13 protein-coding genes, 1 tRNA gene and 1 riboswitch are annotated in these 11,865 nt (G+C 78.3%); of the genes, 8 read left to right on the top strand and 6 right to left on the bottom strand.

Annotated elements, in window-relative coordinates; all coding sequences use genetic code 11:
- The first annotated feature begins 73 nt into the window (after nucleotides 1–73).
- Entirely contained in the window at nucleotides 74–1,162 is a 1,089-nt protein-coding gene (locus BLS82_RS14945) for a DNA polymerase domain-containing protein (RefSeq protein ID WP_092867440.1), read from the top strand.
- A 101-nt stretch (nucleotides 1,163–1,263) separates the two neighbouring features.
- Here BLS82_RS14945 and BLS82_RS14940 read toward each other — a convergent pair whose 3' ends face one another.
- Nucleotides 1,264–2,313 carry a YihY/virulence factor BrkB family protein gene (locus tag BLS82_RS14940; RefSeq protein ID WP_092867438.1) on the bottom strand — a complete coding sequence of 350 codons (1,050 nt, stop codon included), beginning with the start codon at nucleotides 2,311–2,313 and terminating at the stop codon, nucleotides 1,264–1,266.
- A gap of 88 nt (nucleotides 2,314–2,401) precedes the next feature.
- Between BLS82_RS14940 and BLS82_RS14935 the strand changes: the two genes are divergently transcribed.
- Complete coding sequence (locus BLS82_RS14935) at nucleotides 2,402–3,142, top strand: hypothetical protein (RefSeq protein WP_092867436.1); 741 nt, start codon at nucleotides 2,402–2,404, stop codon at nucleotides 3,140–3,142.
- A gap of 10 nt (nucleotides 3,143–3,152) precedes the next feature.
- Here the strand turns inward: BLS82_RS14935 and BLS82_RS14930 are convergent.
- Nucleotides 3,153–3,223 (bottom strand) — tRNA-Gly (locus tag BLS82_RS14930).
- A gap of 103 nt (nucleotides 3,224–3,326) precedes the next feature.
- On the opposite strand from BLS82_RS14930, the gene dcd reads away from it, so the two are divergent.
- On the top strand, nucleotides 3,327–3,905 hold the full coding sequence (dcd, locus tag BLS82_RS14925) for a dCTP deaminase (protein WP_092867434.1): 579 nt from the start codon (nucleotides 3,327–3,329) through the stop codon (nucleotides 3,903–3,905).
- Between the two features lie 9 nt (nucleotides 3,906–3,914).
- Nucleotides 3,915–4,931, top strand: a complete 1,017-nt coding sequence (locus BLS82_RS14920) for a hypothetical protein (RefSeq protein ID WP_092867432.1) — start codon at nucleotides 3,915–3,917, stop codon at nucleotides 4,929–4,931.
- 22 nt (nucleotides 4,932–4,953) lie between these two features.
- Here the strand turns inward: BLS82_RS14920 and BLS82_RS14915 are convergent, their stop codons facing one another.
- The 4 genes from BLS82_RS14915 to BLS82_RS14900 all read right to left on the bottom strand — a co-directional run bounded on the left by BLS82_RS14915 (nucleotide 4,954) and on the right by BLS82_RS14900 (nucleotide 7,555).
- Entirely contained in the window at nucleotides 4,954–5,649 is a 696-nt protein-coding gene (locus tag BLS82_RS14915) for a class F sortase (RefSeq protein ID WP_218123979.1), read from the bottom strand.
- Between the two features lies 1 nt (nucleotide 5,650).
- Nucleotides 5,651–6,949, bottom strand: a complete 1,299-nt coding sequence (locus BLS82_RS14910; RefSeq protein ID WP_092867431.1) for a hypothetical protein — start codon at nucleotides 6,947–6,949, stop codon at nucleotides 5,651–5,653.
- A 106-nt stretch (nucleotides 6,950–7,055) separates the two neighbouring features.
- Nucleotides 7,056–7,202, bottom strand: a complete 147-nt coding sequence (locus BLS82_RS15885) for a hypothetical protein (RefSeq protein ID WP_176819134.1) — start codon at nucleotides 7,200–7,202, stop codon at nucleotides 7,056–7,058.
- Between the two features lie 74 nt (nucleotides 7,203–7,276).
- Nucleotides 7,277–7,555, bottom strand: coding sequence for a DUF4235 domain-containing protein (locus BLS82_RS14900; protein WP_092867427.1), 279 nt, complete (start codon nucleotides 7,553–7,555; stop codon nucleotides 7,277–7,279).
- A gap of 112 nt (nucleotides 7,556–7,667) precedes the next feature.
- A riboswitch (TPP riboswitch) is annotated at nucleotides 7,668–7,773 on the top strand.
- Nucleotides 7,774–7,834: 61 nt separating this feature from the next.
- Here BLS82_RS14900 and BLS82_RS14895 point away from each other — a divergent pair.
- The 4 genes from BLS82_RS14895 (at nucleotide 7,835) to BLS82_RS14880 (ending at nucleotide 11,822) form a co-directional block, all read left to right on the top strand.
- On the top strand, nucleotides 7,835–8,635 hold the full coding sequence (locus BLS82_RS14895) for an ECF transporter S component (RefSeq protein WP_092867425.1): 801 nt from the start codon (nucleotides 7,835–7,837) through the stop codon (nucleotides 8,633–8,635).
- 8 nt (nucleotides 8,636–8,643) lie between these two features.
- Nucleotides 8,644–10,194: an ABC transporter ATP-binding protein gene (locus tag BLS82_RS14890; RefSeq protein WP_255378377.1), complete on the top strand. Its 1,551-nt coding sequence runs from the start codon at nucleotides 8,644–8,646 to the stop codon at nucleotides 10,192–10,194.
- A 28-nt stretch (nucleotides 10,195–10,222) separates the two neighbouring features.
- A complete protein-coding gene (locus BLS82_RS14885) occupies nucleotides 10,223–11,023 on the top strand; it encodes an energy-coupling factor transporter transmembrane component T family protein (protein WP_218123978.1) in 801 nt (266 codons plus the stop codon).
- A 94-nt stretch (nucleotides 11,024–11,117) separates the two neighbouring features.
- Entirely contained in the window at nucleotides 11,118–11,822 is a 705-nt protein-coding gene (locus tag BLS82_RS14880; RefSeq protein WP_092867423.1) for a GNAT family N-acetyltransferase, read from the top strand.
- Nucleotides 11,823–11,865 lie beyond the last annotated feature (43 nt).

Here is an 11,865-nt window from a genome sequence, read left to right as displayed (position 1 = left end):
GTGCGGTGCGGAGGGATGCCGGAGCCCGCCCGGCGCGGGACAGTGGCCGGATGATCGACAGCGGAACCGCGCCGTGACCGCCGCCGAGGCGCCCGCCGAGGAGCTCGACGTCGACGGGGTCGCCGTCCGCCTGACCAGCCCCGACCGCGTCGTCTTCCCCGCGCTCGGTGCGGACGGCGGCACCAAGCGCCACCTCGTCGAGTACTACCGCTCCGTCGCCACCCGCACCCCGGACGGCGGGCCCGGCCCGCTGCTGCGCGCGCTGCGCGACCGCCCCACCTACCTGCAGCGCTTCCCCGACGGGGTCGAGGGCGAGGAGGTCTACCAGAAGCGGGTCCCCGCGCACGCCCCGCCGTACGTGCGCACCTGCCGGGTGACGTTCCCCTCCGGCCGCTCCGCCGACGCGCTGCGCGCCGACGCCGCCGCGCCCCTGGTGTGGGCGGCGCAGATGGCGACCGTCACCTTCCACCCCTGGCCCACCCGGTGCCCGGACGTCGAGCGCCCCGACGAGCTGCGCATCGACCTCGACCCCCAGCCCGGCACGGGCTTCGAGGACGCCCGCTGGGTCGCCCTGCAGGTGCTCGCCCCGCTGCTCGACGAGCTCGGCCACCGCGGGCACCCCAAGACCAGCGGCGGGCGCGGGATCCACGTCTACGTGCGCATCGAGCCGCGCTGGGAGATCACGACCGTGCGCCGGGCCGCCGTCGCCCTCGCCCGCGAGGTCGAGCGCCGCGCCGGGGGCCGGGTGACGACCGCGTGGTGGAAGGAGCAGCGCACCTCGGCGATCCTCGTCGACTACAACCAGAACGCCCGCGACCACACCATCGCCAGCGCCTACTCCGCGCGCCGCACCCCGCGGGCCACGGTCTCGACGCCGCTGACGTGGGCCGAGCTCGTGGACGCCGACCCGGACGACCTCACCATCGCCACCGTGCCCGGGCTGCTGGCGCGGCGCGGGGACCCGATGGCCGCGCTGGACGACGTCGCGCACGACCTCTCCCCGCTGCTGGAGATGGCCGAGCGCGACGAGGCCGCCGGCGCCGGGGAGCTGCCGTACCCGCCCAACCACCCGAAGATGCCGGGCGAGCCGAAGCGCGTGCAGCCCAGCCGCGACCGCGACCGCCGTCCGGGAGCTGCTCCGCAGGCCGCACCGGAGGACTGACCCCTCACGCGCGGACGCCGCCCGCACCCCACCGAGGAGTGCGGACGGCGTCCGTCGGAGAGGGCCGGCTCAGCCGGGCACGGCGTCGGTCGCGAGCCCGCTCAGGCGGGCACGGTGTCGGCCTTGACCGCGTTGCGCTCCCCGATCGGCTGGGGAGCGCCCTTGGTGGTGTCCTTGACGGTCTGCTGCTCGCTCTCGGCGTTGATCTCCGCGCCGAGGAGGACGGCGTAGGAGCTCAGCCACAGCCACATCAGCAGGACGACGACGCCGGCGAGGGCGCCGTAGGTGCTGCCGTAGCCGAAGATGTTGGCGTAGAGCGTGAAGCCGACCGACACGATGAGCCACAGCGCGGTGGCGATGCCGGCGCCCACCGACACCCAGCGCATCTTCGGGGCGTCGCGGTCCGGGGCCACCCGGTAGATGACCGCGAGCGCGACGGTGATGAGGATCAGCAGGCCCACCCAGCGCGCCACCTGGATGCCGAAGGTGGCGAGGCCGGACAGGTTCAGGGCGTTCAGCACGCCGGGCAGGACGGCCAGGAGCGCCAGGGCCACGACGACGACGATGATCGCGCCGAGGGTGAGCACCAGGGCCAGCGCCTTGCGCTTGATGAAGCCGCGGTCGTCGTGCTCGTCGTAGGCGATGTTCACCGCCGTGATGAGGTTGCCGACGCCGTTGGAGGCGCTGTACAGGGCCAGGGCGACGGACAGCGCCAGGCTCCAGCCCAGGCCGCTCGAGCTCGCGGTCACCAGCTGCGTCAGCTGCTGCTCCAGCAGGGCGCGGGCCGACTCGGGCAGGGCGGCGCCGATGGACTCGATCTGCGCGGTGACGTCCTCGGGGGTGGACACGAGGCCGTAGATGGAGATGACCGCCAGGAGCGCGGGGAAGATCGAGAGGAAGGCGTAGAAGGCGACCCCGGCCGCCATGAGCGGCACGTTGTCCTGCTGCGCCTCCTTCCACCCGCGCTTGGCGATCTGGAACCAGCCCTTGACGGGGATCTCCTGCGGCTTGTCCGCCGTGCCGCCGGGGACGCGCGCGGCCTGCTGCTCGGCGTGCTCGTCCGCGACGTCGTCCTGGGACGCGGCGGTGCGCCCCGCCGCGGGACCACCCTGCTCCTCGCTGCGGCGCCGGATGCTGTCGGGAGTGCTCATGATCCGACGGTACCCGGGTAGGGGGCGATGCTAACCGCTGGAGCGGCGTGGCCGATCGGCCACGCCCGGAACCGATGAGGACGGCGTCATGGGACTCCTGGACAGGCTCTTCGGGCGCAGGCGGAGCACCGCCCAGGGCCACGGGCAGGACGACGGCCAGGGCTACGGGCAGGGCTACGCGCCCCCGCAGGGCCACGGGCGGGGCTACGCGCCCCCGCAGGGCTACGGGGCGCCGGTCCCGGGGCACGGTCAGCCGCCCGCCGGGGGCCGTGGCGCCTCGAGCGACCAGCAGGCCATCGAGCGCTACCGCTACCTGCTGCGCACCGCCCCGCCCGAGCAGATCGAGCAGGCCCACGCCGAGGCCTTCGCGCAGCTGACCCCGGAGCAGCGCCGCCAGGTGCTGGCCGAGCTGAGCTCGCAGGTCCCGCCGCACGAGCGCACCACCAGCGACGACCCGCGCGCGCTCGCCCGCATGGCGACGCGCGCCGAGATGCGCTCGCCCGGCACGCTGGAGCGCAGCTTCAGCCGCGGCGGCACGGGCATGGGCGGCGGGATCGGCATGGGTGGGCTGATCGCCGGGAGCCTGCTGACGAGCATCGCGGGCGCCTTCGTCGGGACGGCCATCGCCGACGCGATGTTCGACTTCGACGACTCCGGCCAGGACCTCGCCGGCGACGGGGGCGACCTCGGGGGCGAGGGCGGCGACTACGGCGGCGACTACACCGACGCCGCGGACGCCGGCGGGGGCGGTGACTACGTCGGCGACCTCGGCAGCGCGGGCGACTTCGGCGGCGGTGACTTCGGGGGCGACTTCGGCGACGTCGTCTGAGGGCGCTGGGAGCGGGTGACGGGAATCGAACCCGCGCTATCAGCTTGGGAAGCTGAAGTTCTGCCACTGAACTACACCCGCACGGGTGCTGGGGCGAGCACCCGCGCAGCAGCATACCCAGGCCGCCGCGGCGACCGGCCATCGCGTCGGCGTCCCGCGGCCGCGGCACCACTACGGTGATCCCGTGCTGCTCTCCGACCGCGACATCCGCGCCGAGCTGGCCGCCGAGCGCGTCGTGCTCGACCCGCACGACGAGGCGATGGTGCAGCCGTCCAGCGTGGACGTGCGGCTCGACCGCTTCTTCCGGCTCTTCGACAACCACAAGTACGCGCTCATCGACCCGGCGCAGGACCAGCCGGAGCTGACGCGGCCCGTGGAGGTCGCCGCGGACGAGCCGTTCATGCTCCACCCGGGCGAGTTCGTCCTGGGCTCGACGTTCGAGCAGGTGACCCTGCCCGACGACCTGGCCGCGAGGCTGGAGGGCAAGTCGAGCCTCGGCAGGCTCGGGCTGCTCACGCACTCGACGGCGGGGTTCATCGACCCGGGCTTCTCCGGGCACGTGACGCTGGAGCTGTCGAACGTGGCGACCCTGCCGATCAGCCTGTGGCCCGGCATGAAGATCGGGCAGCTGTGCTTCTTCCGGCTCACCAGCCCGGCCGAGCACCCCTACGGCAGCGCCCGCTACGGCTCGCGCTACCAGGGCCAGCGCGGCCCGACGGCGAGCCGCTCGCACCTGTCCTTCTCCCGCACCCGGGTCTCGTAGGGGGCCGTCGTGGGCGACGTGAGCGGGCGGGAGGCCGGGCGGGCCCTGGCGCAGGCGCACCTGCTGCTGCTGCCCGACGGCACGGCGCCGGACGCCGTCGCCGACCTGGTGCTGCAGCGCTCCCCGGGCGCCGCGCGGGAGGACGAGGGCGACGTGGTGGTGCTGCGCACGGGCCGCTACGCCGCGCTGCGGGGCCCGCTGCGGCTGGACGCCGGAGCGGCGGCGACCGCGGCCGTGCCGCCGCCGTGGCGCACCGCGTGGGCGCTGACCTGCCCGCGCGAGCGCGGCACCCCGCCCCTGCCCGGGGCCACGGACCGGGACGGGCTGCACCGCGCCTTCCCCGACGGGCTGCCCGTGGACGACGAGCGGCGGGCCGTCGAGCTGGGCCTCGCCCTGGCCCGCCGCCTGGGCGGCGCCGTGCGGGTCGCGCCGTCGGGTGCGCTGCTGCAGCCCGACCGCGACGCGTGGATCGACCGCACCGTCCACAGCCGCTACTGGCTGCCCCCCGAGGCGGCGCTGGAGGCGGCGGCCGCCGCCGTGCCGTCGGCGGAGCTCGCCATGGACGGCCAGGTGTGGCAGGGACTGAGCTTCTCGGCGGTGCGGGCGCTGGAGGCGCCCGGCGCCGGGGTGGGCCTGACCGACGCCCAGCGCGAGGGCCTGCACCTGGCCGCGGACCGCCGCGACGCCGCGGCGATGGCCGAGCCGGACGCGCTCGACGCCTACGCCCTCGTCGTCCGGATGGGCCCGGAGGAGGCGGATGCGGAGGAGGGCGTGGTGGAGGTGCTCGTGGGCGGCGCGGAGGAGCTGCCGCCCTCGGTGGCCGCGCAGCCGTGGGCCGCCTCCGCCGTCAGCTACCGGGTCGTGTGGTGGCCGGCGGAGGAGCACGAGGCCGAGACCGAGCACCCGGCGGAGGAGTTCTGCCGGGCGCGCGCGGAGGCGGCCGCGGTGGTCGAGCGCCTGGCGGCCGCGCTGGCGGAGGCGTGCGGGGGCCTCGTGGTGGACGCCGAGGGCTTCCCGGTCCGCTGAGCGCCCAGCGCCCGAGGACCGCTCAGGCGCCCGAGGACCCGGCGACGACGACGAGGTTCTCCGTCGACGGCCGCCCGTCGCCGCGCTGGAAGCAGGTGATGAGCACGAGGCGGCCGGGGGAGGCCTCCCAGACCTCCTCGGCGCCGGCCAGCTCGTCCGTGGCGTACCGCTGCGTGCGCTGCACGGTGTAGTCGACCGAACCCTGCGGGGTGCGCACGGTGACGACGTCGCCGGGCTCGAGCGCGCCGCGCTGGCGCCGGCGGTCCAGCAGCGGGTCGAAGGCGGCGCCGCCGCCGCTGGAGGAGTGGGCGGCGATGTACAGGGTGTTGTCGGCCTGCTCGGCGTCCCCGACCGGGTCGCCGTAGGGCTGCACCCAGTACGCCTCGCCGATCGTCGGCGGGTTCAGCGCGCCGTCCGCGGGCGCGAGCGGCAGCACCGGGACGTCGAGGCCGACCTCGGGCACCTGCAGGCGCACGGAGGAGCCGACCGGGCCGGGAGCGGCGCGCGCGGGCTGCGCGGCGCCGGGGACCGCGAGCACCTCGTCGGCGGCGGCCGGGGGCAGGGCGGGCAGAGCGGTCGTGCCGGCGCCGTCGCGGCTGGCGATCGCGGTGCCCAGGGTGACGGCGCCGGAGGCGGCCAGGACCACGGCGCCGGCCAGGGCCGTCGTCCGCAGCGTGGGCAGGCCCGCGGAGCGCCGGTGCAGGGAGGGCGCGGGCACGTCAGCCCTCCGTCCGTCGGCGGGCCGGGCGCAGGGCGGCGGCGGCCAGGGCGCCGGCGGCGGCGAGCGCACCCGCCCCGACGAGGGCCCGACCGGTGGCCGACCCCGGTGCGGTCGGCTCCTCGACCCCGGTGGCGGAGCTGAGGCCGGGGTTCAGGCGGCGCGCGGTCGGGGACGGCGTCGCGGCGTCCGTCGCGGTTCCCGACGTCGAGGTCGCCGTCGCCGCCTCGGCCGCGACCTCGACCGCGGCCTCCGCCGCCCGCACCTGCAGGCGCGCGGTGACGACGGTGCGGGCGGGGACGTCCTCGGCGACGAGCACGGCGGTCAGCGCCCAGGAGCCGGCCGGCAGGTCCGCCGGCAGCTCGACCCTCGCGCGGCGGCCGTCGCCGGAGGTCGCGGCGTCCGGCTGCACAGCGGGCGCGCCGGCCACGGGCCTGCCCCGAGGGTCCAGCGCCCGCAGCACGAAGGGCGCCTCCGCGGGGGCGCCGCGCGAGGCGGGGGGCGCACCGAGCGCCTCGTGCCCGAGGAGCCCGAGCGCCGAGGTGGCGGGCAGCTCGACCTCGACGTCCGCGCCCGCCGCCACGCCGCCACCGGGCGCGTCAGCGGCCCCGCCACCGGCCCCGGCCGCACCGACGTCGGCGGTGGCGGCGACGCCGAGGCCGAGCTCGACCGACGCGGGTGCGTCCTCGGCGAGGCGGAGGGGCAGGGCCGCGGCGGGCTCGACGCGGTACCCCGGCGGGGCGTCGTCCAGGGCCAGCCCGTCGAGCTCGAGCACGACCGGTGCGCCGGCCCCGCCCTGCCCGAGGGCCGCCCCGAGCTGGTCGGCGGGGGCCGCCCCGCCCTGCGCGAGCGCCGCGGCGTCCTCGCCGCGGTCGCTCCCGCGTTGGTCGAGCTCGTCGGCGGAGGGCAGCTCCAGGTGCAGGCGCCCGTCGTGCAGCGAGAGCTCCACCGGCACCGCCCGCTCGGCGCCGTCCACGCGCAGCGCGGCCCGCGCGTCCGAGGCGTCGACCACGTCGGGCAGGTCGATGCTCAGCCGCGCGCCGGGGGCCGCGGGCGCCGCCTGCGCGCCGCGGGCGGCGTCCCCGCTCGGAGCGGGCGCCGTCCGGGCGTCGTCCAGCACGAGGCGCACCGACACCTGCGCCGGGTCGAGGACGACGCGCGCGGCGGCAGGGGGAGGGCCGGCGGTGGTCGCGCTCGCGGTGGTCGCGGCGCCGGGAGCGGCGGCCGCGGGAGCGGCGAGCGCGAGGCCGGCGGCGAGGGCGAGGACCGCGCAGGCCGGGGCCACGGCGGTGCGGTGCATCGGGCCCTCCTCGAGCGGGCGCCCCGACGGCAGCCGCGCGAAGAGTCTACAGAGAGCGACGAGTGCTCACGGCCTGTCGATGTTCAGGCCGGAGGGCTGCGCCGGCTCAGAAGGGGGCGGCGAACCAGCGCAGCACGGGCACCAGCACGGGCGAGATCGAGGCGAGCATGCCCGCGACGACGAGCACGGCCAGGAGCTTGGCCAGCGGCGAGGGGCGCCCCGTCCCGGGTTCGCGCAGCGAGCTGAGCAGCACCCCCCGAGGGTGCCACGCCCGCGGCCGGTCGGGGCGCCCGAGCACCCGTGCGGCCGCGCCGGCGGCGGTCGGCGTCAGCCGTCCTGGGCGACCTTGCGGGGCAGGTGGCCTGCGGACGTCCGGTAGAACTTCGCCGCCTGCCGCGTCAGGAGCATGACGACGAAGCCGCTGATCGCGCCCGTGACCATCGACCACGCCGTCGCCTCGCCCCACGACGTCGCCGGGCTCATCGGGTTCATCGGGGGGTTGCGGCGCGTGGCGGCCTTCCAGACGCGGCTCGCCGCCGTGTTCGTGACCGACCGGCCGACGACCTTCGACCCCAGCGACATCACGCTCCACACCAGACCGCCCACCGCCTGCTCCTCTCGCGCCGTCCGCGCCGACCGCGCGGGCCCGGCGCCACCCTGCCGCTCCCGGGGACGCGGGGCCACCTGAGCACCCCCGTCCGGCCGCAGTACGATGCGCGGTGAACGACAGGGGAGCGCCACCAGGGCGCTGAGAGTGCGGGCGACCGCAGACCCTCGAACCTGATCCGGGTCACACCGGCGTAGGGAGTCGGGCATCTCGGCCGCGCACCCGCCTGGGGGCGGGCGCGCGGCATCCCCTCCTTCCACCGACGGAGGAGGACCACCATGAGCACCACCCACCGCTCCACCCGCGGCGCCGACGGCGCCACCGCGCCGGTGCCGACCGGGCGCCGTCCGCTCGCGCTCGCCGCCGCGGGCCTCCTGCTCGCCGCCGCCGTCGGGTCGGGGCTGCTCGGCCGCCCCACGCTGTTCGAGACGGACCTGACCGTCCCGCTCGCGGTCCTCCTCGCCCTCGCCGGGTCGTGGCTGGCGGGGTGGACCTCCTCGCACCATCCGCGCTGGCGCGTGGTCGACATCGTCGTCGCGAGCGTCCTCGGTGTCGCCGGCGGGCTGCTCCTGGTGGTGTGGAACGTCGCGGCCTACGGGCCGGTGAGCGCGGCCCTCGCCTTCTTCCCGCCCGCGTCGGCGCTCGTCGCCGGCGTGTGGCTCCTGCCCGGGGTGCTCGGCGGCCTCGTCGTCCGCCGTCCCGGTGCCGCCGTCTACACCGAGCTCGTCGCCGCCGTCCTCAGCGCGCTCGTGGGCAACCAGTGGGGCTTCGCGACCGTCTGGTACGGCCTGCTCGAGGGCCTCGGCGCCGAGGTGGTCCTCGCCCTGATGCTCTACCGGCGCTGGGGCCTGCCCGCGGCGCTGGCCGCGGGGGCGGGTGCGGGCGTGGTGGTCGGCCTCCTCGACAGCCTCGTGTACTACCCGGAGCTCCCCGCCGAGCTGAAGGCGGTCTACGTCGCCTTCGCCGTGGTCTCCGGGGTGGTCGTCGCCGGGGCGGGGGCCTGGGCGCTGACCCGCGCGCTGGCCGCCACGGGCGCCCTGGCGCCGCTCGCCTCCGGGCGCGGCGCCAGCCGGGTCTGACCCCGGCGGTGCACGCGCCGCGCATCGCCGCCCGCGGCTGGGGCTGGCGCTGGAACGGGCGGCGGGCGTGGGCCGTGCGCGGGCTCGACCTCGACGTCGCGCCCGGTGAGCGGGTGCTGCTGCTCGGCCCGAGCGGTGCCGGCAAGTCCACGCTGCTCGCGGGCGTCGCCGGCCTCCTCGACGCCGGGGAGGACGGCTCCGGGGAGCAGGAGGGCCAGCTGCTCCTGGACGGCGCGCCGGCCGGCCGCGCCCGGCTGGACGCCGTCGCAGGGCGCGCGGGCGAGGCGCGCACGGGGCTGCTGCTGCAGGACCCGCAGGCGCAGACGGTGCTCGCCCGCGTGGGGGACGACGTCGCGTTCGGCCTGGAGAACCACCGCGTGCCGCCGGAGGCGATCTGGCCGCGGGTGGACGGCGCGCTGGCGGCCGTGGACCTGCCGCTGCCGCGACGCCACCCGACGTCCCGCCTGTCCGGAGGACAGCGCCAGCGGCTGGCCCTCGCGGGCGTGCTGGCGCTGCGCCCCGGCCTGCTGCTGCTCGACGAGCCGACCGCGATGCTCGACCCGGACGGCGCCCGCCGCCTGCGCGCGGTGGTCGGAGAGCAGCTGCGCGCCACCGGCGGCGGCTGCCTGCTCGTCGAGCACCGGGTCGACCTGTGGCTGGACCTCGTCGACCGCGTCGTCGTCCTCGCGCCCGGCGGCGGCGCGCTCGCCGACGGCCCGCCCGAACGGGTGCTGGCCGAGCGCGCCGCCGAGCTGGCGGCGGCCGGCGTGTGGCTGCCCGGCAGGTCCGCGGCGCCCCTGCGGCCCACCGCGTCGCCGGGTGCTGCCTCGCCGGCCCAGGTGCGCGCAACGCCGCCCGAGGAGCCGCTGCTGGCCCTGGAGGAGGTCGCCGTGGGACGCCGGGGCGGCGCTCCCGTGCTCAGCGGCGTCGACGCCGGCGTGACGGCGGGCCGGGTCGTGGCCGTGCGCGGTCCCAACGGGGCCGGCAAGTCGACGCTCGCGCTCGCCCTGGCCGGTCTGGTGGCGCCGGTGTCCGGGCGCGTGCGCGCGACGCCCGCCCTCGCCGCCGGTGCCGGCGAGGAGCCGGTGCGGTGGCGCGCGCGCCAGCTGGTCACCCGGATCGGGTCGGTCTTCCAGGACCCGCGCCACCAGTTCGTCGCCGGCACCGTCGCCGAGGAGCTCGCGGTCGGGCCGCGCCGGGCCGGGGCGCCCGAGGCGGACGTCGCCGCGCGCGTCGCCGCCCTGCTCGAGCGGCTGCACCTGCAGCACCTGGCCCGCGCCCACCCCTTCACGCTCTCGGGCGGGGAGCAGCGGCGGCTGTCGGTGGCGACCGCGCTGGCCACCCGCCCGCGGCTGCTCGTGCTCGACGAGCCGACCTTCGGCCAGGACGCCCGGACGTGGGCGCAGCTGGTGCGGCTCCTGCGCGAGGTGCGCGACGAGGGCGCGGCGGTCGTGGCCGCCACGCACGACGCGGACCTCACCGCGGCGCTCGCCGACGAGGTGTGGGCCGTGGCGGACGGGCGGGTGCGCACCCGGCTGCCGGCGGGAGCGGCGCGGTGAGCCCGCGGCGATCCGGAGCAGCGGCGCCGTGAGCCTCGGCCTGCTCGACGCGGGCGCGGTGCGGCCGACCGCGCTCGCGCGCGCCAACCCCGTCGCCAAGCTGGCGGTGGCGCTCCTGGTCTCGGTCGCCCTGCTGCTCACGGTCGACCCCGTCACCGCCGGCACGGCGCTGCTGCTGGAGCTGCTGGTGCTGCCGCGGGCGGGCCTGTCCGCCCGGGCCCTGGCGCGGCGCGCGGCGGTCGTGCTGCTCGGCGCCGTCCCCGCCGCCGTCCTGACCGCCCTCGTCGGCGCGGACGAGGGCGCGGTGCTGCTCGGCGCGGGACCGGTCACCGTGACGACCGGGTCGCTGCTGGCGGCCGCCGCGGTCTTCGCGCGCGTCTGCGCCATCGGGCTGCCCGGCGTCGTCCTGCTCGCCAGCACCGACCCCACGGACCTCGGGGACGCCCTGGCGCAGGTGGTGCGGCTGCCGCACCGGTTCGTCCTCGCGGCGCTGGCCGCGCTGCGCCTCGTCGACGTCCTCGCCGAGGAGTGGACCCAGCTGGGGCTGGCCCGGCGGGCGCGCGGGCTGGGGGACGACGGCCTGCTCGCCGGCGCGCGGCGCGCGACCGGACAGGTCTTCGCGCTGCTCGTGCTCGCCGTGCGCCGCGCTGCCGTGCTGGCGACCGCGATGGAGGCGCGCGGCTTCGGGGCGTCGCCGCAGCGCACCTGGGCCCGCACCAGCCGGGTGCGCGCGGGCGACTGGCTCGTCGTCCTCGGCGGCGCGGGCCTCGCGGGCGCCGCCACCGCCGCCGGGGTGGCCGCCGGCACGTGGGAGCTGCTCCTGTCCTGACACGCCGACCGCGCACCCGGGGAGCTCCGGTGGCGACACCTGGACGACACGAACGGGCAACACGCGGTGACGTTCCGCGTCGCACGCTGCGCCGGTGAGCACCTCGACCCTCCCCGCGCCGGCACCGGCCCCGGCCCTGGCCCCGGCCGCGTCCCCGTCCCCGCGCGTGCCGCGCCAGGCGCCCTCCGCGCCGCAGGACGCGCCGCTCGTGCCGCCGCTGGAGCTCGGCGGCGACCCGCGCGCCCTGATCGCCCGGCCCTGGCCGCTGACCGCCCGCGGCACCCGGCTGGTCGTGCGCGGTGCCCGCCCCGCGGACCTGCCGCAGCTGGCCCGCCTGCTCGCCCGCTGCACGCCGGGCACCCGGCTGGGCTGGTCCGGGCGCGGCGGCGCCGTGCTGCCGCTCGTGCAGCAGGAGGCGTGGCTGCGCCGGCCCGGCGGCGTCGTCGTCGAGCGGGCGCCCGGCGAGCTGGTGGCCCTGGGCGCCCTGCGCCCGGCGGTGTGCACCGGGGAGGAGGACCCGATCGCCGGCGCCGTGGAGGTGCTCGTGCAGGACGCGTGGCAGCGGTGCGGCGTCGGGTCGGCGCTGGTGGAGCACTTCGCCGGCGCCCTGCACCTGCTGGGCCGCAGCGAGCTGCAGGTGCGCCCGGGGCTGACGCAGCCGGCCGCCGACGCCCTGCTCGCCGCGCTCGGCGGCCGCGCCCGCCTGCAGCGGCACCCCCACGGCCGGTGCCCGCGCGTGCACGTGCCGCGCGCGGCGCTGGCGGGGCTGGGGCCGCTGCGCCGCGCGGCGTCCGCGTGAGCCCTCGCTGACCGCCCGGGAACATCCGCCGCACCCCGCAGGT

It is taken from the genome of Quadrisphaera sp. DSM 44207 (assembly GCF_900101335.1).
Classification (GTDB): Bacteria; Actinomycetota; Actinomycetes; order Actinomycetales; family Quadrisphaeraceae; genus DSM-44207.
Note: the sequence above shows the minus strand (reverse complement) of the source record. Positions and strands in the feature narration are given on the sequence as shown.

Excerpts from the sequence above, each read along its gene's own strand:
- BLS82_RS14935 (WP_092867436.1), top strand. The coding sequence starts at position 2,402 with ATGGGACTCCTGGACAGGCTCTTCGGGCGCAGGCGGAGCACCGCCCAG.
- BLS82_RS14940 (WP_092867438.1), bottom strand. The coding sequence starts at position 2,313 with ATGAGCACTCCCGACAGCATCCGGCGCCGCAGCGAGGAGCAGGGTGGT.
- BLS82_RS14895 (WP_092867425.1), top strand. The coding sequence starts at position 7,835 with ATGAGCACCACCCACCGCTCCACCCGCGGCGCCGACGGCGCCACCGCG.
- BLS82_RS14910 (WP_092867431.1), bottom strand. The coding sequence starts at position 6,949 with ATGCACCGCACCGCCGTGGCCCCGGCCTGCGCGGTCCTCGCCCTCGCC.